The sequence below is a fragment of the Rudaea sp. genome, from assembly GCF_047601565.1.
Lineage (GTDB): Bacteria > Pseudomonadota > Gammaproteobacteria > Xanthomonadales > Rhodanobacteraceae > Rudaea.
In genome coordinates this window covers 818865-839974 of the sequence record NZ_JASGIY010000001.1, presented here as the reverse complement: position 1 = coordinate 839974, position 21110 = coordinate 818865, and the positions used below count along the sequence as shown (strand labels likewise).

Here is a 21110-nt window from a genome sequence, read left to right as displayed (position 1 = left end):
CAGTTCCTGCCGGAACGACGGAGTGAGAAATGACCGCAGTCCTCGCCATCCTCGAATCCTTCGGCCGCGCGACGATAAGATCGCTCGCCGGCATCGGCCACGCCGCGATGCTGTTCGGCGAAAGCGTCGGCTTTGCGATCACCGGCTGGCGCCGCGGCCAGCCCGTGCGCGTCGCCTCGGTGTTCGCGCAGATGCGCCAGATCGGCGTCGACGCGCTGCCGATCACGGCGCTGCTCGCACTCGTCATCGGCATCATGCTCGGCATCCAGTTCGTTGCCGCATTGAGCGAGTTCGGCGCGCAGTCGCAGGTCGTCATCGCCGTGGCCAAGTCGGTGACGCGCGAGTTCGGCGCGCTGATCACGGCCATCCTCGTGGCCGGCCGTTCGGGCTCGGCACTGGCCGCGCGCATCGGCTCGATGAGCGTTTCGCAGGAAATCGACGCGCTCGCCGTGATCGGCATCGATCCGGTGCGCTACCTCGCCGCGCCGGCGCTGTTCGCGATGGCGATCATGCTGCCGGTACTGACGGTCTTCGCCGACGCGATCGCGATCCTCGGCGCCGCGTTCTACTCCGCGCCCGCGCTCGACGTCAGCCCGACGGCGTACATCGCGCAGACGCTCGCGCTGCTGACGCCGGGCGACATCGGCCAGGGCCTCGCCAAATCCGTCGTGTTCGCCGTGCTGATTTCGCTGATCGGCATCAGCACCGGTTTTTCCGTGTCCGGCGGCGCCGAAGGCGTCGGCCGCGCGACCACGCGCGCGGTCGTGCTGTCGATCTGCTACATCATCGTCGCGGACATGGTGTTTTCGTTCTTCCTCAATCGTTGAACGGCGGAAAACGGAGCAGTCGCATGGTTTCGTCGCAGCCCTTGATCGAAGTCGAAAAGCTCGAAGCCTGGTACGGCCGCCGCCGCATCCTCAAGGGCGTGGACTTCGACGTGCGCGCCGGCGAAATCCGCGTGATCATGGGCGGTTCGGGTTCGGGCAAAAGCACGCTGTTGCGCCATCTGCTCGGGCTGCGCCGGCCGCGCGGCGGCGCGATCCGGCTGCTCGGCGTCGATATCGGTCGCGCCAGCGAAGCGCAGATGCTCGCGCTGCGTCGGCAGATCGGCGTGTCGTTCCAGGGCGGCGCGCTGCTGACCTCGCTCAGCGTCGGCGACAACGTGGCGCTGCCGCTGCGCGAACTGACCGCGCTCGATGAAAACACGATCCGCATCATGTCGCGCCTCAAGCTCGAGGTCGTCAACCTCGGCGGTTTCCAGGACCTGATGCCGGCACAGTTGTCCGGCGGCATGATCAAGCGCGCCGCGCTCGCCCGTGCGATCGTGATGGACCCCAAGCTGCTGTTCTTCGACGAACCCTCGGCCGGTCTCGATCCGGTCGTCTCGGCCGAACTCGACGAACTGATCCTGCGCCTGCGCGACGCGCTGCGCATGACCATCGTCGTCGTCACGCACGAACTGGAAAGCGCGTTCAAGATCGCCGACACGATCACCGTTCTCGACCAGGGCGAGATCCTCATGACCGATACGGTCGATGCGGTGCGCCGCGCCGACAACGAGCGCATCCAGGACCTGCTCAACCGCCGGCCGCGCGAAACGCCGATCGACGCCGACGCCTACCTGCGCCGGCTCACCGAGGAGCACGCGGCACCGCTTTGAGCCGCGCTGGAGCATGCGGCGAGGCTCCGGGCGCTCGCCGGCGGCCGGCGGCCGTGTATGATTTCGACACGCGGCGCCGATGCCGCCGCGGCCTCGGAGCACGCGTGAAACGCGACAACATCAACTACGTGCTGGTCGGCGCCGTCGTTGCCGCCGCCGCCATCGTGCTGCTGCTCGCGCTCGCCGCGATCACCGGACGCGGCGGCGCCAGCACCGATTACGTCGCGCGCTACCGCAACGTCACCGGCCTGCGCGACGGCGCGCCGGTGTTCTACGAGGGCTTTCGCATCGGCCAGGTGGCGGCGATCGATCCCGAGCGCGCGCCCAGGGACGGCAAGATCGAGACGCGCTACAGGGTCACGCTGGCCGTGCGCCGCGACTGGGCCATCCCGAAGGACTCGGTCGCGCGCCTGACCTCGAGCGGTCTGCTCGCCGACGTCGCCGTCGGCATCAGCGAGGGCGCGAGCGCGGACATGGCCAAGCCGGGTGGCGAACTGGCCGGCGTCGAGAACGCGGACCTGTTCTCGTCGATGAACGCGCTCGCGGTGCAGCTCGGCGACCTCGCGCGCAACCAGGTGTCGCCGCTGGTGAAGACGCTGACCACGCACGTCGACTCGATCGCGAGCACGCTCGACCAGAACACGCCCGAGATCGTCGCCCAGTCGCGCCAGCTGCTGCAGCGGCTCAACTCCGCGTCGGCCTCGGTCGATGACCTGCTCAAGCCGCAGAACCGCGCGGCGATCGGCGCCATCCTCGGCAACGTGCAGGCGTTGTCGCACGATCTGCGCGCGACCCAGGCCAAGCTCGACAGCGCGGTCAACCAAATCGACCAGGTGATCCGCGAGAACCGTCCCGGCGTGCGCGATTCGGTCGACGACCTGCGCGGCATCCTCGCCTCGCTGTCCGAGCGCATCGATTCGATCACGCAGAACCTCGCCGTCGCCGCGCGCAACTTAAACGAGTTCTCGCGCGAGGTGCGCATGAGCCCGAACCGCCTGCTGATCGCGCCGAAGCCGGACAAGGTCGACGAGGAGCCGAAATGATGTACCTGCGATTGCTCGCGGCCGCCGTCGCCGCACTGGCTTTGTCGGCGTGTTCGCCTCCGACCGTTCCGGACGTCACGTACTTTCGCCTGCCGCCCGCGGCGCCGGTGCCGCGCCTGGCGAAACCGTTGTCGGTGCTGCCGATCGAAGTGGCCACGTTCCGCGCCGAGGGCGTCTATGCCGAACAGGCCGTGCTCTACGCGACCGCGCCCGACGCCGGCGCGCTGCGCGCGTATCACTATCAATTGTGGAGCGATCCGCCCGCGCGCGGCCTGCAGGAACGCCTGACCAACCGCCTGCGCGATGCCGGCGTCGCGCCGCTCGTCACCGACCGCCTGCCGGCGAGCGTGCAGGCGCTGCGCGTGCAGGGGCGCATCCTGCATTACGAGCGCGTGCCGCAGGCGCAGGGCGTCGTCGCGCAGGTGGAGTTCGAGATGCGCGTCGAGCAGGATTCCGGCGAACCGCTGCTCGAACGCAGCTATCGCGCCGAGGCCGCGGCCGCCGGCGACACGATGGCCGCGACCGCGCAGGCGTTCGGCGCGGCGGTCGACGAGACGTTCGCGAAATTCCAGGGCGACTTCGTCGTGCTCGCGGGCGGCAAGCCATGATCGACGCGACGCGCCTCGATCTGCTCGAAGCGATGGGCGTCGACGTCTACGTCTTGCGCACGCGCGCGGCGTCTGGCGCCTCTTCGCCGTCTGTCGCCGCGACGGGCGCGGCATCGCCGCGGCTGGCCGTCGTCTGCGCGCACGGCGTTCGCGCAGACGCGCGGCTTGCGCGCCTGTTCCGGCATCTGCCGCAGGCGCTCGGCATCTCCGCCGACGCGATCGACTGGCTCGAAGCCGATGCGAACGACGAACTCGCGGCCGCCGCGGATGCGCCCGCGTATCTCGTGTTCGGCGCGGCGATGGCGCGCTCGCTGGGAGCGCAATTGTCCACGATGCAGCAAAATACGGCGACGATCGCGGTGACGGCCGATGCCGCCCGGTTGCCCGGCGACGCCGCCGGCAAGCGCGCGCTGTGGCAGACGCTGAAACCCCTCGCGCGCCGGTTGCGCACAGGATCGGCGGAATAGCGCGATGGTCGCCATCCTCGCCGAACCGCGGCCGCAGATGCGCGCGATGCGCGCCGACGATCTCGATACCGTCGCCGCGCTCGAGGCGGCCGCCTACGAATTCCCGTGGACGCACGGCATCTTCCGCGACTGCCTGCGCGCCGGCTACGAATGCTGGGTGCTGCAGCACGGCGCGGAGATCGTCGGTTACGGCATCCTCTCGGTCGCGGCGGGCGAGGCGCACCTGCTCAACGCCTGCATCGCGCCCGCGCACCAGGGCCGCGGCCATGGCCGGCACCTCGTCAAGCGCATGATCGAGCTGGCGCGCTGGCATCGCGTGCAGCGTATCTTCCTCGAAGTGCGTCCATCGAATCGCGCCGCGCTCGCGCTCTATCCCACCCTCGGGTTCAACGAGATCGCGACGCGGCCGAATTACTATCTGGCGAAGCACGGCCGCGAGGACGCGATCGTGATGGCGATGGAGTTGTTGCCGCCGGAGGACTGACTTCGCTTGTCATTTCCGCAAAGGCGCTTGCTCGTAACTCCCGCACAAGCCGGATCGCAAACTGCACCTGCAGTGCGCCGTTCGGGCCGCTCGCCATGCGTCGGAGGTTGCGATGCGACAGAGGTTGACAACGTTGTCATCGTTCGGCCATCCTGCGCTTGGAACGACGCCGCGGCCCGTTGTCGCGCAAGGTTTCCGGGGAGAGCGATGAAACGGCCACGCATGAGTCTGGATCGACGGTCCGCGCGATGCGCTTTCGCGGCGGCGCTGCTGTTGCAAAACGCGATCGCGTTCGCCGGCGCAGAACCGGCGCCGCTGCAACTGCAGTGGGAGACGGTGAGGATCGGCGTTGCGGACGATGGCGCGGAGCGCCGCAGCGAAGCCGAGTTCGTGTTGACCAATCGCGATGCGAAGCCGCTGCCGGCCGCCGGCTGGGCGATCTACTTCGATTGCCTGGCCGACGTGGAAACGGGCAAGGCGCGCGGCCACGTCGACATCGAGCGCGTCAACGGCGGCCTGTTCCGGTTGCGACCGGAGGCCGGCTTCAAGGCGCTGGCGCCGGGCGAGAGCGTGCACCTTGGTCTGATCCATCCGGCCGTGCTGTTCAACGCGGACAAGGCGCCGAAAGCGCCGTATTTCGTCAGCGATGCGGCGGCCGAGGTCGGCCATCCCATCGTCGATTACCGTATCGTGTTGCCGAAGCTGGCCGATCAGGTCGATACGAACGCGAGCGATCGTTCGCCGCCGGCGACGCCCGGCGAAATCTTCGAGCGCAACCGCCTCGTCGCCGACGTGCCGGAAGGCGATCTGCCGCCGGTATTCCCGACGCCACGCCGGTTCGTGCGCGGCAAGGGTCGGCTGGTCTGGTCCGCGGCGCCGCGCATCGATGCGGATGCGGCGTCGGCGAACGAAGCGGAACAGGCGCGCGTGCTGCTCGCGCCGTACTTCGCCGCGGACGCGCACGGGGGCGCCAGGGAACCGGGGCTGGCGCTGCGCGTCGGTACGGTGGCCGGCGAGACGTCGGCGGAAGCCTACGAGTTGACGGTCGATCGCAGGCAAGGCGTGCGCATCACCGGCAACACCGCCGCGGGCGTGGCCCGCGGCGTGCAGTCGCTGCGCGACCTGCTGCCGCTGCAATTCAGGCGCGGCGACCCCGTCGCGCTGGAAGCGATCACGCTCGTCGATGCGCCGCGCTTCGCCTGGCGCGGGTTCATGCTCGACGTGGCGCGCAATTTCCAGGGCAAGCAGACCGTCTTCCGGCTGCTCGACCTGATGGCGCGCTACAAGCTCAATACGTTCCATTTCCACCTGACCGACGACGAGGGCTGGCGGCTGGAGATCGCCGGCCTGCCCGAACTGACCTCGTTCGGTGCGCGGCGCGGACACACGACCGACGAGGCCGAGCACCTGTTTCCCGCGTTCGGTTCCGGCCCCGACGTCGACGATGCGTACGGCAGCGGCCATTACACGCGCGCCGACTACATCGAAATCCTGCGCTACGCCGCCGCGCGCCACATCGAGGTGATCCCGGAAATCGAGATGCCGGGCCATGCGCGCGCCGCGATCAAGGCGATGGCGTTTCGCGCGCGCCGCATCGCGCAGGCGGGCGGCGCCGACGCGAACGCGCTGTTGCTCGCCGATCCGGGCGACCAGTCCACCTACCACTCGGCGCAGTTGTATGCCGACAACGTGATGGACCCCGGACTGGAATCGACCTACGCCTTCATCGAGCGCGTCGTCGCCGACCTCGTCGCGATGCACGCGCAGGCGGGCGTGCCGCTCGCCACGCTGCACGTCGGTGGCGACGAGGTGCCGGCCGGGGCATGGGACCATTCCCCCGCCGTGCGTCAATTGATGCAGCGCGAGCATCTGGATTCGACCGCGCAGGTCTGGGACGTTTTCTACGATCGCGTCGACCGCATCCTGCGCGCGCACGGCATCGCCGCAACCGGTTGGGAGGAACTCGGCGCACGACGCACCGCGCTGCGCGGCAAGTCGGTGTTGATCCCGAATCCCGCGTTCGTGCAGCGCGGCTTCACGCTGCAGGTCTGGAACGACACCCGCGGCGCCGAGGACCTGGCCTACCGGCTCGCGAACGCGGGCTACGACGTGGTGCTCTCGCCGGCGACCAACCTCTATGCCGACATGGCCTACAGCCAGGATCCCGCAGAGCCCGGCATGAATTGGGCCGCCTACGTCGACCTCGACGGCGTCTACGACTTCATCCCGTTCGACTTCACGCGCAAGAGCGCGACCGATGCGACGCTGGTGGCGGGCCGCGACGGCCTGACCGAGTACGGCCAGCGGCACGTGCGCGGCGTCGAGATGGCGTTGTTCGGCGAAAACCTGCGCGATCCCGCGCGCATCGATTACCTCGTGATGCCGCGCCTGCTCGGCGCGGCCGAACTCGGCTGGGCGGCCGATCCCGCATGGACGCGCGAGGCCGATCCCGCGCGCGCGGCGAGCGCGCACGCGGCGGCGTGGTCGGTGTTCGTCAACGAAGTCGGCAAGCGTATGCTGCCGCGCCTCGTCGCGGAGCACGCCGACGTCGCTTGTCGCATTCCGCTGCCCGGCTTGAAGCGCGTCGGCGACGAGGTGCAGGCGAACATGCAGATTCCGGGCTTCACGCTGCGCTACCGCAGCGACGGCGGCGAACCCGATGCGGGCAGTCCGGTCGTGAGCGGGCCGCTACGAGAACGCGGCAGCCTGCGCGTGGCGGCGTTCGATGCGAGCGGCCGCAGGGGGCGCTCCGCGCAGATCGACAATCCGTAAGCCGCTCAGAGCTTGGCGAATTGCGCACGCAGGCCATCGAGTGCGGCGGCGAAATCGGCGACGCGCTTCTTCTCCTGTTCGACCACGGCCGCGGGCGTCTTGTCGCCGAAGTTGGCGAGCTTGGCGCTCGACTTCGCCAGTTCGCCGTCGAGTCGCTTGATCTCCTTTTCGAGACGCGCCTTCTCCGCGGAAAGATCGATCAGGCCGGCGAGCGGAATCAGCAGCGTCATCTCGCCGACGATCGCGGCGGCGGCGGCCGGCTCGGTTTCGCCCGCGGCGAGCCAGCGCTGCGACTCGGCCTTGGCGAGAAAGGCGATCTGCGTGCTGAATTTCTCCGCGCGCCCGCGATCGATCGCGCTGCCGTTCGCATAGAGCAGCGCGATCGCCTTGCCCGGCGCGATGTTCATCTCGCTGCGGATGCGGCGAATCTGCGAGAGCACGGTGCGCAGCCATTCGATGTCGGCGCTCGCCACCGCGTCGTCAACGGGCAGTTCATCCGCCCGTGGATAGGGGCGCTGTGTGATGCTCGCTTCCTTCAAGCCGAGCAACGGCGCGACCGATTGATAAATTTCTTCCGTGATGAACGGCGTAATCGGATGCAGCGCGCGCAGTGCGGCTTCGAGCACGGAAAGCAAGGTGTGGCGCGTCGATTCCGCGGCGGCCTTGTCGCCGCCATTGAGCGCCGGCTTGGCCAGTTCGACGAACCAGTCGCAGTATTCGTTCCAGACGAATTCGTACAGCGCCTGCGCGACGAGGTCGAAGCGGTAGAGCTTCATCTGCGTCTCGACTTCGGCCAGCATCGCGCGCAGGCGCGCGAGGATCCAGCGCTCCGCTTCCGTCTTTGCTTCCCTTCTCCCGTCGGGAGAAGGTGCCGAAGGCGGATGAGGGAAAGGCATTGCACTTTGCGACGCCGTGGCAGAGTGAGAAGCTTTTCCCTCATCCGTCGCTGCCGCGACACCTTCCCCCGGCGGGGGAAGGGAAGCAGAGGTATTCATCAGCACGAAGCGCGCCGCGTTCCACAGCTTGTTGCAGAACGCCTTGTAGCCCTCGGCGCGCTTGAGGTCGAAGTTGATCGTGCGGCCGTAGGTGGCGAGCGCGGCGAAGGTGAAGCGCAGCGCGTCGGTGCCGACCGCGGCGATGCCGTCGGGATAGTCCTTGCGGATGCGCTTTTCGACCTTTTCGCGCACTTGCGGAATCAGCAGCGACGCGGTCGACTTCTTCACCAGCGAGTCGAGATCGATGCCGTCGATCAGGTCGAGCGGGTCGATCGTGTTGCCCTTCGACTTCGACATCTTCTGGCCTTCGGCGTCGCGCACGATCGCGTTGATGTAGACCTCGCGGAACGGCACCTTGCCGGTGAAGTACTGCGTCGCCATGACCATGCGCGCGACCCAGAAGAAGATGATGTCGAAGCCGGTGACGAGCACCGCGCTCGGCAGGAACGCCTGATCCTGCGGCCAGTCCGCGACGATCTCGCCGCGCTCGTTCTTGACCGGCGCGTCCGACGGCCAGCCCAGCGTCGAGAACGGCCACAGCGCGGAGGAGAACCAGGTGTCGAGCACGTCCTCGTCCTGCCGTAGGGCGGGTTTCAACCCGCCGTCTTCACCGCGCAACTCCGGATAGTGCGCAAGCAAATCGGCCTCGTCCTCGCCGACGAAGATGTTGCCGGCCTCGTCGTACCAGGCCGGAATCTGGTGGCCCCACCAGAGCTGGCGGCTGACGCACCAGTCCTGGATGTTCTCGAGCCACTGGTTGTACGTCGTCGACCAGTTCTCTGGCACGAACTTGATCTCGCCGTCGCGCACCGCGGCGAGCGCGGGCTCGGTGATCGCCTTGCGCCCGCCCGGGCCGGGCTTGCCGTCGACGCGCGTGTCGCTCGTGAGGTCGAGAAACCACTGGTCGGTCAGCATCGGCTCGATGATCGCGTCGGTGCGCTGGCTGACCGGCACCTGCAGCTTGTGCTTCTTCGTTTCGACGAGCAGGCCCGCGGCTTCCAGATCTGCGAGCACGGCTTTGCGCGCGGCGAAGCGATCCATGCCGCGATATTTTTTTGGCGCGTTGTCGTTTATCTTCGCATCGAGCGTGAGGATCGTGATCGGCGTGAGTTTGTGGCGCGCGCCGATCTGCCAGTCGTTGAAGTCGTGCGCCGGCGTGGTCTTGACGCAGCCGGTGCCGAATTCGCGATCGACGTAGTCGTCGGCGATGACCGGAATTTCGCGATCGGTCAGCGGCAACCTGAGCGTCTTGCCGATCAGCGATCGGTAGCGCTCGTCCTGCGGATGCACCGCGACGGCGACGTCGCCGAGCATCGTTTCCGGGCGTGTCGTCGCGACGACGAGGCCATCGCCGCCGTCGCTCGCGGGATAGCGGATCGACCACAGCGAGCCGTCCTTCTCCTCGTTGTTCACTTCGAGATCGGACACGGCCGTCATCAGCACCGGGTCCCAATTGACTAGGCGGCGGCCGCGGTAGAGAAGGCCATCGCGGTACCACTGCACGAACACGCGCCTGACCGCGGCAGACAGGCCCGGATCCATCGTGAAGCGCTCGCGCGACCAGTCGACCGACGCGCCGAGGCGGCGCATCTGGTTCGTGATCGTGGAGCCGGATTGCTGCTTCCATTCCCACACGCGCTCGACGAACTTCTCGCGGCCGAGGTCGTGGCGCGACTGGCCGTTCGCCGCGAGCTGGTTCTCGACGATCTTCTGCGTCGCGATGCCGGCGTGGTCGGTGCCGCCCTGCCACAGCGTGCGGAAGCCGCGCATGCGGTGGTAGCGCGTCAGCGCGTCCATGATCGTCTGCTGGAACGCATGGCCCATGTGCAGCGTGCCGGTCACGTTCGGCGGCGGCAGCAGGATGCAGTACGGCGCGCCGTCGCCGCGCGGCTTGAAGTCGCCCGCGGCTTCCCAGGCGGCGTACCACTTCGATTCGATGTCCCGGGGTTCGAAACTTTTTTCCATGACGACGTTGCCTGGCCCGCGCGGAACACGGGCGCAAAAGAGGAAAGGATCCGTCATTGTAGCCGCGCGCGCCGCGCGGCGCTAAGCGCGAGGCCGTCAGCTCTTGCCACGCGGCTCTTCACCCATCACGCTCGGCGTGCCGATATAAAGCAGCGTGACAGTGGAGCAGGTTTCGTTGCGCGAGGAGTGCGGCGACTGCGAATTGAAATGCATGCTGTCGCCGGGGCCGAGCACGGTCTCGATGTCGCCGACGCGCGCATGGATGCGGCCCTTGAGCACCATGACGAATTCCTCGCCGTCGCGCTGGTCGGTCGGGAAGGCGTGGCCGGGCGGGATCTCCATGAGGATCGCGTCCATCATGCGATGGATCAGGCTCGAGGAAAGATCGTAGAACGCGACCGGCGAATTGATGCGGATGCACGGGCGTTCCTTGGCGCGGCAGACGATGCTGCGTTCGGTCGGGCTTTCGAGAAAGTACTGCAGGTCGACCTTGAGCGCCTTGGCCAGCGCCATCAGCGACATGATCGACGGCACGGTCTGGTTGCGTTCGGCCTGCGACAGGAACGGCGCGGACAGCCCCGCGCGCGCGCCGAGCTCGCTCAGGGTCAGGCCGAGCTGCTTGCGCCGATGCTGGATACGCGCGCCCATGCCGATGCCCGGCTTTCTTTTTCGCGATGCTGCCGTGCTCATATTCGCCTCCCCCTGTTCCCTGACGGGTGTTCCTTTTTCTTTTCTGCGCCCGCGAACACGAGGGAACGCGACACGGATTCTAGTCCTGCTGGTTGTAACGGGTTGTATCAACGCCGGATTCGCGGACACGCGATTCCGGCGCATTCAGCGTGCGCCTGGCGCAGCGCGCACGGGTACCTCGACGTTGCAGACGTCGATGTGTCCCGCCGCCACCGCGTACCATTCTTCGCGATGGTTGCGGCGCGATTCGACGTAGGCCTCGAAGGTTGGCGTGTCGGTGCGCAGCACTTCGAGCGCCACGCGTTCGTTTTCTGGCACGTCGGCGGCGACGCGGATGCGCTGGATCGGCGCGCGCTGCTCGGGCTTCTCGTACAGGCTGTAGGGCCCGGTGCCGCGCGGCAGCGTCGACAGCAGCTCGATGCCCTTGACGACGCGGCCGACGACGGTGACGTTGCGGTCGAGCTGGCGCGGCGGCGTGCCGATGACGACGTAGAGTTCCGGACCGCCGCCCGAATCGACCGGGTTGAGGCGGCCGACGCCGACCGTGCCGTAGCAGTGCGTCAGCCAAGTGCGCTGCGCCTTCATGTCGCGCGCCGCAGCGAAACCGTCGGAGAAGCCGGTTTCGGGTGCGTAGCCGTCCGGGTCGGGCAGGCGCGTGAACGGAATCTTCGCGTCCCAGGCGACGGTGAACTCGGGCGGCAGGCTGCGCTTGGCCGTCTTGATCGGCTTGCGCGCCGCCTCGTTCTCGTAGTCGGGATCATTCATCTGCACGACGTAGTTGTCCTGCGCGCGCACGATCGCGAGGCCGTCGTAGTACTTCTCGCGCGCCAGCGCCTTGATATTGGCGATATGGTTCGGTGCGAACGCGGGCGCCAATTCGATGACGACGCGGCCACCCGAAAGTTCGAGATAAAGCGTGTTCTGCGGATCGAGCGCACGCCAGTCGCCCGGCTTGGCCGCGGCGAGCACGGCGGCGGTGGTCGGTGCGGAAACGGGTTTTGCTGCGGTCACGGGCGGTTTGGCGTGGAGGGATGCGGCGAGCATCGTAGCCAAGCCGAGCGCGCAAAGCGACGCAGCGCGCGTCAGGGAAAGGTCTTGTTGCTGCGTGTCCGCCTTCATGTCGTTACCTCTCGAGCATTGAGTCAGCTTGCTGTTCCCTTCTCCCATCGGGAGAAGATGCCCCGAAGGGGCGGATGAGGGTTCGGTCTCGGCGTAACGCTGTGAGATGCCCGAACCCTCACCCCAGCCCGCACCCCGTTCGGCATCCTGCCTCACCCTCAGTCGGCTGCCGCCGACTTCGACCCGGCGGGAGAGGGGCTTTTTCCGATCAGAACCAGTAACGCAGCGACGCGCCGATCGTGCGCGGCTGCACCCGGTAGGCGCCGTCCGGATAGAACGGCGTGGCCGAGACCTGGCGGATCACGCCGTCGCTGTTGTTGAGGTTCTGCACGAACACCGAAGCTTCCATCGAACTCCACTGCACGCCGGCGCGCACGTTGAGCGTGTCGTAGGCATCCATCACACGATAGAGCGGATTGGCCGGATCGAACTGGGTGACGCGCTTGCCGACGTAGTTCCAGCCGCCCCAGAGGAAGCCGTGCATGTCCGCGCCGAGCGGGAAAGTATACTCGGCCGTGGCGTTGAACGAGGTCTTCGGCACGAACGGCGCGAACTCGCCCTTGAGCGCCGGCAGTTCGGGCGTGTCCGCATCGATCGTGGAATGCGTGTACGAGCCGCCCGCGGTGACCTTCAGGTTTTCGATCGGCCGCCAGGCGAGTTCGAGTTCCGCGCCCTTGCTGGTCAGGCCGGCCGCGTTCTCGACGTAGTTGACGCCGCAGTTGAGGCCGCGGCGCACCTGCACGTTGTTCCACTTGATCAGGTACAGGCTGCCGTTCAGCGTGAAGTGGTTGTCGAACAAGCTCGACTTGTTGCCGATCTCGTAGTTCCACAGATCGTCCGAGCCGTAGTCGGTCGACGGATGCAGACCGTCGGCCTCGAGCTCGGCGCCGCACAGGTTCATCGGGATCACCTGGTTGACGCCGCCGTAGCGGAAACCCTTCGCCGCCTGCGCGTAGACCTCGTTGTTGTCGTCGACCGTGTAGGCGACGTTGACCTTCGGGTTGACGCCGTTCTCCTTCGAATGCTGCATGCCGTTCGAGGTTGCGCCGCCGTTGAAGAAGCCGGACTGGTACTGCCAGTGGCGCTCCTTCCAGTCGAACGCGCGCAGGCCAGCGGTCAAGGCGAAATTGCCGAGCTTGTACGTGCCCTCGCCGAACAGCGCGGCTTCCTCGATGTGCACGTTCTGGATGCCCCAGAACGCGTAGTCGGTCGGCGCGCCGAAGTCCGCGCTCGGCAAGCCGGTGTAGGCATCCCAGCCCGGATCGGGAAAAGCGTTGACGTAACCGCGATTGCGCTTGTGGTAGTAGGCGCCGAGCAGCCACTTGAGCACGCCGTCGTCGTTCGAGACCGCGCGCACTTCCTGGGTGAAGTCGTTGAGATGCGTTTCATCGGCCAGCGACGCCATCGGGCCGTCCGCGGAAAGACCCAGTGCCGGATAGGTCGACGAATAGATCTTGTCGAGGTTCCAGCGGTTGAGCATGTTCATCGCGAAATACGACGTCGAGGAAACGACGCTGCCCCAGCCCAGCGTCTGGGTCAGGGTGAGGTTGGAGAGCGTGTAGTCCTCGTTCGAATTCTCCGGCGACTGGTAGGCGCGCGTGTAGTTGCCGGTCTCGTCGAGGCCGCGGCCGTGGTCGTTCTGGTCGTGCGCCCAGATCGACAGGTCGACGGTGAGGCTGTCGGTCGGCAGCACGCGCAGCGCGACGCGGCCGCCGACCGCGTCGGCACGGTTGATGTTGTTCTCGTCGGTCGTGGTGTTCTTGATGAAGCCGCCGTTGCGGTCGTCGTACATCGACACGCGCAAGCCGGCCACGTCCTTGACCAGCGGCACGTTGATCACGCCGCGCATGTCGTAGCTCGTGCCGCCGTGGTCGATGTCGGCGACCGAGGTCTCGACGCTACCTTCGACCGTGTCGAGCAGCGGCTTGCGCGTGACCAGGCGGATCGCGCCGGCCATCGCGCCGGCGCCGTACAGCGTGCCCTGCGGGCCGCGCAGCACCTCGACGCGTTCGAGGTCGAACAGGCCGAACTCCGGATTGAAGCCGTTGATCGCGACCGGCGCGTCGTCGACGTAGAGGCCGACCGTCTCCTGCGTCTGCGGGTCGTCCTCCGAGGAATTGCCCGCGTTGACGCCGCGCATGATGATCTGCGAACGGCCCGAGCCGGTCTTGAAGATGCCGAGGCTCGGCACGCTCGAGATCAGGTCGGTGAAGTTCTGCGAGCCGGCATTGGTCATGTCCTTGCCGTCGATCGCGGAGATGCTCATCGCCACCTTCTGCAGCGACTCGGCGCGCTTGTTTGCGGTGACCGTCACCGTCTCGAGCGAAGTGGAATCGGTCCCGGCGCTTGTGTCGGTCGGCTTGGCCTGCGGGTCCGCCTCGGTTGCGGCGGAGTCGGCGGCATGCACTGAACCGAAAGCGAGCGCGCTGAGCGCGCAGAAGACGGCATGGGCGATCTTGTTGCGTGTCGGACGCGGCGCAGAAGATCGGCAGGCGGAAGAAGCGGCGGACTGCGTGTTCATCGAATGTTCCCGGGGGAGTGGAGTGGGCGGATGGCGGCATCCTGCCGTTGCTGCAGGTCGAGGCGAGCTGGCGAAATCGGTGACCGGAGGGCATGGAACGCCGGTCGCCGAAATTCGACATGTCAAAAAAATTTGACAAATTGATAACGTTTTGACCGGCGCGTGTCAAGCGCAGTGGACGTCCGACGGCATTCCAGTTCGGAATTCCGGTGCGCGCCGGCGAGGCCTACATGTCGTGCTTGCTTACTTCGAAGCCGGCAGCCTTGTAGGTCTTCCAACGCTCGCGCGAGCCGAGGCGCTGCGCTTCGTCCGCGGGCACGACTTCGAGCACGCGCTCGAACAGGCCCGGCGCACACTCGTCGCGCAGGTTGATCACGAGCGCGCGGTCCGGCGTTTCGACGCCGGGCGCGACGATCAGCACCGGCGTGATCGCGTCGTCGTCGTCGCCGGCGAGCTGGTGCGGGATGAAAGCCTGCTCGTCGAATTCCCAGAGCTTCTCGTCGATCGCGTCGGCCTGGTCGGCCGAGCGCGCGAGGATCAGCGCCGGCTGCCCCGACTCGAACGCGCGCCTGGCGAGTTCGCAGACGAGCAGCAGCGGGTCGTCGCGGAAACGCGGTTTGGCGATCAGGTAGAAGTCGGCGCGAGGCATCGCTTATGTTCCCGAGCCTTGTAGCGACATGCTCAACAAAGCGCCGATCGTCGACAAGAATGCGCAGGCAATCACGAGTCCGAAGAAAGCACCGATCGCCTTACCGCATTGTCCGATGGCGCGGGTCTTGTAGAGATAATACGGTACGAACGCGATCGCGATCAGTACGATGCCGAGATTCAGCCATGTCGGTCGGCGGATACCAAGATGCCGCGAGTCGATGTGCAGCCAGTAGAAACCGATCAGCAGCATGATCGCGCTGCCACAGACCTGCAGCGCGAACATTTTTTCCCCAAGTGCGGGCAGCAATGCAGCCTCGACGATCCCAAGCACGAGGGAAACGCCAAGCAGAGCTATCAGCGCTGCCTGCTTCCGAGAGTAGAAATCCGGCGCTGCTTCGCTCATGCGCAGCGGTCGAGCAGATACTCCACGAGCAGCGGCACCGGTCTTCCCGTCGCGGAGCCCTTGCGGCCTTCGTCCCACGCGCTGCCGGCGATGTCGAGGTGCGCCCAGCGGAAGCCCTCAGCGAAGCGCGAGAGGAAGCAGCCGGCGGTGATCGCGCCCGCGTACTTGCCGCCGATGTTGGCGATGTCGGCGTAGCCGGTTTCGAGCTGGCTTTGATAGTCGTCCCAGAGCGGCAGGCGCCAGGCGCGGTCGAGCGTGGCGTTGCCGGCTTTGAGAAGTTCGTCGGCGAGCGCATCGTCCTGCGTCATCAGGCCGCTCGCATGCTTGCCGAGCGCGACGACGCAGGCGCCGGTCAGCGTCGCCACGTCGATGATGACCTGCGGTTTGTACTTCTGCACCCAGGTCAGCGCATCGCACAGGATCAGGCGGCCCTCGGCGTCGGTGTTGAGCACTTCGACGGTCTGGCCCGACATCGTCGTGACCACGTCGCTCGGTCGCTGCGCGTTGCCCCCGGGCATGTTCTCGACCGCGGGCACGACGCAGACGAGGTTGAGCTTGAGCTTGAGTTCGACCGCGGCGAGGAACGCGCCGAGCACGCCGGCCGCGCCGCACATGTCGAACTTCATCTCTTCCATGCCGGCGCTCGGCTTGATCGAGATGCCGCCGGTGTCGAAGGTGACGCCCTTGCCGACGAGCGCGTAAGGCTTTTCATCCGCCGCGCCGCCCTTCCATTCGAGCGCGATCAGGCGCGGCTTGTTCGCCGAGCCTTGGGCGACGCCGAGCAGGGCGCCCATGCCGAGCTTGTACATCGCTTCTTCCTCGAGCACCTCGCAGACGACGCCTGGATGATCCTTGGCGAGCTGGTGCGCTTCGCCGGCGAGATAGGCCGGCGTGCAGATGTTCGGCGGCAGGTTGCCGAGTTGGCGCGCGAAGCGCACGCCCTTGGCGATCGCGGTGGCCTGGTCGAGCGCGCTCGCATCGGTGCCGGCCGGCGCGGCGTAGGCGAGGGTGTGCAATTCGGGCGTCTTCGCCTTCTCGCGCGGCTTGAACGTGGTCGTGTACTTGTACGCCTGAGCGTCGCTGGCGAGGGCGGCCGTGCGCAGTTTCCAGGCCGGATCCCTGCCGGGCACATCGAGTTCGCTCAGATACGACACGGCGCTGTCGATCGGCAGACCCTTCAGGGCGCGTGTCGCGTCGCCGCAGGCCTTGGCGTAGCGCGCGGCATCGAATTTCTTCGCATCGCCCAGGCCGACTGCCAGCACGCGCACCGTCTTGACGCCAGGAAGGGCGAACAAGACTTGCGTCGCGCCGCTTTTGCCGGAGAGGTCGTTCGATTCGAGCAGCCGCGTCAGCGCGCCGCCCGCGGCATCGTCGATGCGTTTCGCCGCGGCGGAAAACTGGCCGTCGAACAGGCCGACGACGACACAAGGCGTTTCGACGGCTTCGGGGAGTTGCTGGGCAAGCGTGAATTGAAGGGTCATTTCTTTTCCATCGTGTGCCGTGGCCGTCGTATCGAGGACGGCGGGCAGAAGCTACAATTAAGGCTGCGTAAACGTGTTTCCGTGTGCAATCGCGCGGCTCGCGTCCGCGGCGAGCACAAAGAGTCAGTTGCAAAACCGGGCATCCTGCCGCGGTTTGCAAGAAAACGGACGCGGCAAAGCCGCGCCACGTTTTCCGAATCAAATACTTGCGTGTTTGATTCGGCGGCACATCCTTGTGCCGCTGGCTTTTGCAAAAACTCATAAGAGAACCATTTTACCGCAAATGCGAATCCCCTCCCTGCGCATCATCGACCGCTACCTCGCGAGCGAGCTGGCGGTCAGCTTCGTCGCAGCGACCGCGATCCTGCTGCTCGTCAGCATCGGCGGCACCGTGGCCGATCTGCTCAACAAGATCGCGCGCGGACGCATTCCGGCGGAACTGCTGTTCTCGCTGATCGGCCTGCGCACGGTCAGCGCGCTGACCCTGCTCGCGCCGCTCGCCGTGTTCATCGGCGTGCAACTGGCCTATGGCCGCCTGTATCGCGAAAGCGAAATGGCCGTGTTCGCCGCGTCCGGCCTGCCGGTGACCGGGTTGCTGCGGCCGCTGGCACTGCTTGCGGTGCCGCTGGCGCTGACGATGGCGCTGATCGCGTTCTGGCTGGCGCCGGCCTCCGACCGCCTTTCGCAAAGCCTCGTGCTCGAGGCGAACCGTTCGCTGATCATCGCCGGACTCGAGCCGGGGCGTTTCGTCGAGCTGCCGAACAACGACGGCGTGATGTACGTCGAGGCGATGAACGAGGACGGCACGAAGTTCAAGAAGATGTTCGTCGCCAGCGAGCGCACCGACGTCGCCGACAAGCCGGCGCCGGCAGACGCGAAGCCCGGCGCGGCGCGCGGCACGAAAGCGGATGCGAATGCCGCGCCGTTGCCCGTGCGTCTCAACGTCGTCACCGCCGCGGACGGCGAGCTGTACCACGACGCCAACGGCGCCGAGCGCTACCTCCGCCTCAACGACGGCTTTCGCGTCGAAGGCATCATCGGCCAGGACAACTATCGCCTGCTGCGCTACGAGCGCAACGACGTAAGGCTCACCGATTCCGAGCCCGACGCCACTGCCGACGCGGCCAAGCGCGCCGCGTCGACGTCGGAACTGCTGCGCAGCGACGATCCGGTGGAGCGCGCCGAACTGCACTGGCGGCTCGCCGCGCCGGTATCGACGCTGGTGCTGATCCTGCTCGCGCTGCCGTTGTCGAAATCGAGCCCGCGCCAGCCGCGCTATGCGGGCCTCATCATCGCTTTCCTGACCTGGTCGATCTATTACGCGCTCATGAACATTTCGCGCGAGCAGCTGGTCCGCGGCAAGCTGAGCTTCGCGCTCGGCCTGTGGTGGGTGCACGTGCCGGTGCTGCTGGTCGCGTTGTACCTGCTGTGGCGCAGCCAGCAACTGCCGAAACCGAAGGCTCCGAAAGCGCGGCTCGCGGCGGGAGCGGCATGATGGCCGCCGCGTTCGCCTCGCGCCTCGGCCTGCACCGCCTGCGCTTCAAGAAGGTCGACAAGGTCGTCGCGCTGTCGGTGATCGGCGCGGTGCTGATCGCCTGGATCGTCGTCGTCGCGCTCGACGCGATGATGGCCTTCGTCAACGAGATCAACGACGTCGGCACTGGCGACTACACCCTGGCCAAGGCGGTGAGCTACATCCTGCTCACCGTGCCGCGGCGCATGTACCAATTCTTCGCCTACGGAGGCCTGATCGGCGGCCTCATGGGCATGGGCGCGCTCGCCGCGAGCGGCGAGCTGACCGCGCTGCGCGCCGCCGGCATGTCGAAGCTGCGCATCTGCGCTTCGGTCGTGCTCGCGCTGACCGTGCTGACCGCGTTCGTCGCGTTCATGGGCGAGGCGATCGCGCCGCGCGCGCAGCAGAAGGCCGAGGCGCTCGCGCTGACCGCGAAGAACCGCGACGTGACGATCGGCAAGGGCGGCGCGCTGTGGGCGCGCGACGGCGAGACGGTGATCAACGCCAAGCGCGGGCGCACGCGCCGCGGACATGACGGCACGCCGGCCATCGAGCTGTCCGAGGTGCGCGTGTTCGAGTTCACCCCGGCCGGCCAGCTCTCCGCGCTGTCGATCGCGAAGACGGCGACGCACGCCAGCGGCGAGTGGACGCTGCACGACGTGCGCCGCACCGAGTTCGCCCGGCGCTCGGCGACGAGCAAGGTCGAACAGACCGCGCAATGGAAGTCGCAACTCGACCCGAACGTGCTCGCCGTGTCGATGATCCATCCCGAATACCTGTCGATGGCCGACCTCTCGCGCAACATCGACTACATGAACCGCAACCGCCAGGACGCGGGCACGTACAAGGTCGCCTACTGGGGCCGCATCTTCTATCCGCTCAACGTGCTCGTGCTCGCGTTCTGCGCGGTGCCGTTCGCGTTCGGCTCGCTGCGCACGGGCGGCCTCGGCAAGCGCCTGTTCATGGGCATGGCGCTCGCGATCAGCTACTACTTCTTCCAGAAATCCGTGGTCAGCATGGGCGCGGTATACAATTTCAACCTCGCCGTGGTGAACGCGCTGCCGTCGCTGCTGCTCGCCGCGGCGGCGTTCGTGTATTTCCGCAGGAACGCGTGAGGACGCGCCTCACTTCTCCAGCCGCACCAGCAGCGTACCCGCCGCGATGTCGTGCCACGCGCGCCGCTCGCGGTCGACGAGGCACCAGAGAAAACCCGCGCCGAGTGCGCCGAGCGAGACCAGCGCGACGGCGAAGCGCAGCAGTGCGCGACGCAGGTCGGGCGCATCGCCGCCGGCGCCGACCACGCGCAGTCGCCAGGGCTTCATGCCGACGGTCTGGCCGCCGCGCAGCCACGAGACGACGAAATAGGCGCCGCTCGCCGCGAGCACGAGCGCCTGCACGAGCAGCTTGTGCGCGAGGCGGTGCGTGTCGAGTTTGCCGCCGGTGAGCAGGATCGCGCCGAGGGTCGCGAAGAACCACAGCGCGAGCAGCGGAAACAGGTCGTATGCCGCGGCGAGCAGGCGCCAGCCGAGGTGGGCCGGAGCGGCGGTGGTGCGTGAAGAAGTAGAATCCATCGAGTACCCCAATTCGTCATTCCCGCGAAAGCGGGAATGACGGCAGAAGAAAAGCAAGTCTAGCCCCGACGTTGCAATGAAGAAATCCGCACGCCAATCCGCCGCCGCCGCGTTGCGCGTCGGCGACCGCATCGTCGCGGACGAGCGCGCGCTGATCGAGGGCTTTCTCGAACGCGCCTGGTCCGAGTCGGGCCTCGCCGAGAATTCGCTGGCGAGCTATCGACGCGATCTCGAAGGCCTCGCGCGCTGGTGCGCAGGCCACGGCACGACGCTGCTCGGCGCGTCGCGCGAGCATTTGTACGCCTGTCTCGCCGAGCGCCAGGAAGGCGGCTACTCCTCGCGCAGCAACGCGCGCCTGCTGTCGAGCCTGCGTCATTTCTACCGCATGCAACAACGCCTCGGCGCGATCGGGACCGATCCGACCCTGCTGCTCGACACGCCCAAGCTGGCCAAGCCATTGCCGAAGGCGCTCAGCGAGGCGCAGGTCGAGGCGCTGATCCGCGCGCCCGAGGTTGACACGCCGCTCGGCCTGCGCGACCGGGCGATGTTCGAGCTGCTCTACGCCACGGGCCTGCGCGTATCCGAACTCGTCGGTCTCGCGCTCGACCAGGTCAACCTGCGCGCCGGCGTGTTGCGCGTGACCGGCAAGGGCGGCAAGGACCGCCTCGTGCCGATCGGCGAGGAAGCGCTGGACTGGCTCGAACGCTACTACCGCGACGCGCGCCCTGCGTTGCTGGCCGGCCGCCTCGCCGATGCCGCATTCGTCACGACGCGCAAGGCGGCGATGACGCGGCAGATGTTCTGGACTATGGTCAAACGGCATGCCGCGAAGGCCGGCATCGACGCCAAACGCATCTCGCCGCACGTCTTGCGCCACTGCTTCGCCACGCATCTGCTCAACCACGGCGCCGACCTGCGCGCGCTGCAGATGCTGCTCGGCCACAGTTCGCTGTCGACGACGCAGATCTACACGCTGGTTGCGCGCGAGGGGCTGAAGAAGTTGCATGCGCAACATCACCCGCGAGGGTGACCGAGCGCGAGCGTTCGCCAACCCCGACGCCGCCAATCGTGCGATAATCGAAAGCAATCACGGGCCCTGCCGGTCTGGAATGCAGTCGAACTTCCGGCCCGCGCGCAGGTCGCATTGCCATCGTTCCGCTCGCCCAA

The 21110-nt window shown here is 67.1% G+C and carries 17 protein-coding genes and 1 pseudogene; 10 read left to right on the top strand and 8 right to left on the bottom strand.

Going from position 1 to position 21110, the window contains the following annotated elements:
- Positions 1 to 29: 29 nt before the first annotated feature.
- From QM741_RS03570 to QM741_RS03540, 7 genes are all read left to right on the top strand, one after another.
- Positions 30 to 827, top strand: coding sequence for an MlaE family ABC transporter permease (locus QM741_RS03570; RefSeq protein WP_415206365.1), 798 nt, complete (start codon positions 30 to 32; stop codon positions 825 to 827).
- Between the two features lie 23 nt (positions 828 to 850).
- Positions 851 to 1660 carry an ABC transporter ATP-binding protein gene (locus QM741_RS03565; RefSeq protein WP_415206364.1) on the top strand — a complete coding sequence of 270 codons (810 nt, stop codon included), beginning with the start codon at positions 851 to 853 and terminating at the stop codon, positions 1658 to 1660.
- 104 nt (positions 1661 to 1764) lie between these two features.
- Positions 1765 to 2703, top strand: coding sequence for an MlaD family protein (locus QM741_RS03560; protein ID WP_415206363.1), 939 nt, complete (start codon positions 1765 to 1767; stop codon positions 2701 to 2703).
- A complete protein-coding gene (locus tag QM741_RS03555; RefSeq protein ID WP_415206362.1) occupies positions 2703 to 3311 on the top strand; it encodes an ABC-type transport auxiliary lipoprotein family protein in 609 nt (202 codons plus the stop codon). The genes QM741_RS03560 and QM741_RS03555 overlap by 1 nt, the downstream gene beginning before the upstream one ends.
- The gene (locus tag QM741_RS03550) at positions 3308 to 3778 is read left to right on the top strand and encodes a hypothetical protein (protein WP_415206361.1); all 471 of its coding nucleotides are present in this window, start codon (positions 3308 to 3310) and stop codon (positions 3776 to 3778) included. The genes QM741_RS03555 and QM741_RS03550 overlap by 4 nt, the downstream gene beginning before the upstream one ends.
- 4 nt (positions 3779 to 3782) lie before the next feature.
- Positions 3783 to 4262, top strand: a complete 480-nt coding sequence (rimI, locus tag QM741_RS03545; protein WP_415206360.1) for a ribosomal protein S18-alanine N-acetyltransferase — start codon at positions 3783 to 3785, stop codon at positions 4260 to 4262.
- A 273-nt stretch (positions 4263 to 4535) separates the two neighbouring features.
- On the top strand, positions 4536 to 7034 hold the full coding sequence (locus tag QM741_RS03540; RefSeq protein ID WP_415206359.1) for a family 20 glycosylhydrolase: 2499 nt from the start codon (positions 4536 to 4538) through the stop codon (positions 7032 to 7034).
- A gap of 5 nt (positions 7035 to 7039) precedes the next feature.
- Here QM741_RS03540 and QM741_RS03535 read toward each other — a convergent pair whose 3' ends face one another.
- The 7 genes from QM741_RS03535 to QM741_RS03505 all read right to left on the bottom strand — a co-directional run bounded on the left by QM741_RS03535 (position 7040) and on the right by QM741_RS03505 (position 16859).
- The gene (locus QM741_RS03535; protein WP_415206358.1) at positions 7040 to 9994 is read right to left on the bottom strand and encodes a valine--tRNA ligase; all 2955 of its coding nucleotides are present in this window, start codon (positions 9992 to 9994) and stop codon (positions 7040 to 7042) included.
- Between the two features lie 96 nt (positions 9995 to 10090).
- Entirely contained in the window at positions 10091 to 10684 is a 594-nt protein-coding gene (locus QM741_RS03530) for a helix-turn-helix domain-containing protein (RefSeq protein WP_415206357.1), read from the bottom strand.
- Positions 10685 to 10828: 144 nt separating this feature from the next.
- Positions 10829 to 11803 (bottom strand): peptidylprolyl isomerase, encoded by a 975-nt coding sequence (locus tag QM741_RS03525; protein WP_415206356.1) that lies wholly within the window; start codon positions 11801 to 11803, stop codon positions 10829 to 10831.
- 208 nt (positions 11804 to 12011) lie between these two features.
- Entirely contained in the window at positions 12012 to 14324 is a 2313-nt protein-coding gene (locus tag QM741_RS03520; protein WP_415206355.1) for a TonB-dependent receptor, read from the bottom strand.
- Between the two features lie 226 nt (positions 14325 to 14550).
- The gene (locus QM741_RS03515; protein WP_415206354.1) at positions 14551 to 14973 is read right to left on the bottom strand and encodes a DNA polymerase III subunit chi; all 423 of its coding nucleotides are present in this window, start codon (positions 14971 to 14973) and stop codon (positions 14551 to 14553) included.
- Positions 14974 to 14976: 3 nt separating this feature from the next.
- Complete coding sequence (locus QM741_RS03510) at positions 14977 to 15378, bottom strand: hypothetical protein (protein ID WP_415206353.1); 402 nt, start codon at positions 15376 to 15378, stop codon at positions 14977 to 14979.
- Complete coding sequence (locus QM741_RS03505; protein ID WP_415206352.1) at positions 15375 to 16859, bottom strand: leucyl aminopeptidase; 1485 nt, start codon at positions 16857 to 16859, stop codon at positions 15375 to 15377. Before QM741_RS03505 ends, QM741_RS03510 begins: the two co-directional genes overlap by 4 nt.
- A gap of 283 nt (positions 16860 to 17142) precedes the next feature.
- On the opposite strand from QM741_RS03505, the gene lptF reads away from it, so the two are divergent.
- Positions 17143 to 18354, top strand: coding sequence for an LPS export ABC transporter permease LptF (gene lptF / locus QM741_RS03500; RefSeq protein ID WP_415206351.1), 1212 nt, complete (start codon positions 17143 to 17145; stop codon positions 18352 to 18354).
- Positions 18354 to 19487, top strand: a complete 1134-nt coding sequence (gene lptG, locus QM741_RS03495; protein ID WP_415206350.1) for an LPS export ABC transporter permease LptG — start codon at positions 18354 to 18356, stop codon at positions 19485 to 19487. The genes lptF and lptG overlap by 1 nt, the downstream gene beginning before the upstream one ends.
- A 9-nt stretch (positions 19488 to 19496) precedes the next feature.
- Here lptG and QM741_RS03490 read toward each other — a convergent pair whose 3' ends face one another.
- Positions 19497 to 19943: an RDD family protein gene (locus QM741_RS03490; RefSeq protein WP_415206349.1), complete on the bottom strand. Its 447-nt coding sequence runs from the start codon at positions 19941 to 19943 to the stop codon at positions 19497 to 19499.
- A gap of 84 nt (positions 19944 to 20027) precedes the next feature.
- Here QM741_RS03490 and xerD point away from each other — a divergent pair.
- Positions 20028 to 20973, top strand: a pseudogene (gene xerD / locus QM741_RS03485) (site-specific tyrosine recombinase XerD).
- The last annotated feature ends 137 nt before the right edge of the window (positions 20974 to 21110 follow it).

What these genes read in the sequence shown, in the direction of transcription:
- QM741_RS03570 (WP_415206365.1), top strand. Translation starts at nt 30, where the DNA reads ATGACCGCAGTCCTCGCCATCCTCGAATCCTTCGGCCGCGCGACGATA.
- QM741_RS03565 (WP_415206364.1), top strand. Translation starts at nt 851, where the DNA reads ATGGTTTCGTCGCAGCCCTTGATCGAAGTCGAAAAGCTCGAAGCCTGG.
- QM741_RS03555 (WP_415206362.1), top strand. Translation starts at nt 2,703, where the DNA reads ATGTACCTGCGATTGCTCGCGGCCGCCGTCGCCGCACTGGCTTTGTCG.
- QM741_RS03550 (WP_415206361.1), top strand. Translation starts at nt 3,308, where the DNA reads ATGATCGACGCGACGCGCCTCGATCTGCTCGAAGCGATGGGCGTCGAC.
- rimI (WP_415206360.1), top strand. Translation starts at nt 3,783, where the DNA reads ATGGTCGCCATCCTCGCCGAACCGCGGCCGCAGATGCGCGCGATGCGC.
- QM741_RS03535 (WP_415206358.1), bottom strand. Translation starts at nt 9,994, where the DNA reads ATGGAAAAAAGTTTCGAACCCCGGGACATCGAATCGAAGTGGTACGCC.
- QM741_RS03530 (WP_415206357.1), bottom strand. Translation starts at nt 10,684, where the DNA reads ATGAGCACGGCAGCATCGCGAAAAAGAAAGCCGGGCATCGGCATGGGC.
- QM741_RS03525 (WP_415206356.1), bottom strand. Translation starts at nt 11,803, where the DNA reads ATGAAGGCGGACACGCAGCAACAAGACCTTTCCCTGACGCGCGCTGCG.
- QM741_RS03520 (WP_415206355.1), bottom strand. Translation starts at nt 14,324, where the DNA reads ATGAACACGCAGTCCGCCGCTTCTTCCGCCTGCCGATCTTCTGCGCCG.
- QM741_RS03515 (WP_415206354.1), bottom strand. Translation starts at nt 14,973, where the DNA reads ATGCCTCGCGCCGACTTCTACCTGATCGCCAAACCGCGTTTCCGCGAC.
- QM741_RS03510 (WP_415206353.1), bottom strand. Translation starts at nt 15,378, where the DNA reads ATGAGCGAAGCAGCGCCGGATTTCTACTCTCGGAAGCAGGCAGCGCTG.
- QM741_RS03505 (WP_415206352.1), bottom strand. Translation starts at nt 16,859, where the DNA reads ATGACCCTTCAATTCACGCTTGCCCAGCAACTCCCCGAAGCCGTCGAA.
- lptF (WP_415206351.1), top strand. Translation starts at nt 17,143, where the DNA reads ATGCGAATCCCCTCCCTGCGCATCATCGACCGCTACCTCGCGAGCGAG.
- lptG (WP_415206350.1), top strand. Translation starts at nt 18,354, where the DNA reads ATGGCCGCCGCGTTCGCCTCGCGCCTCGGCCTGCACCGCCTGCGCTTC.
- QM741_RS03490 (WP_415206349.1), bottom strand. Translation starts at nt 19,943, where the DNA reads ATGGATTCTACTTCTTCACGCACCACCGCCGCTCCGGCCCACCTCGGC.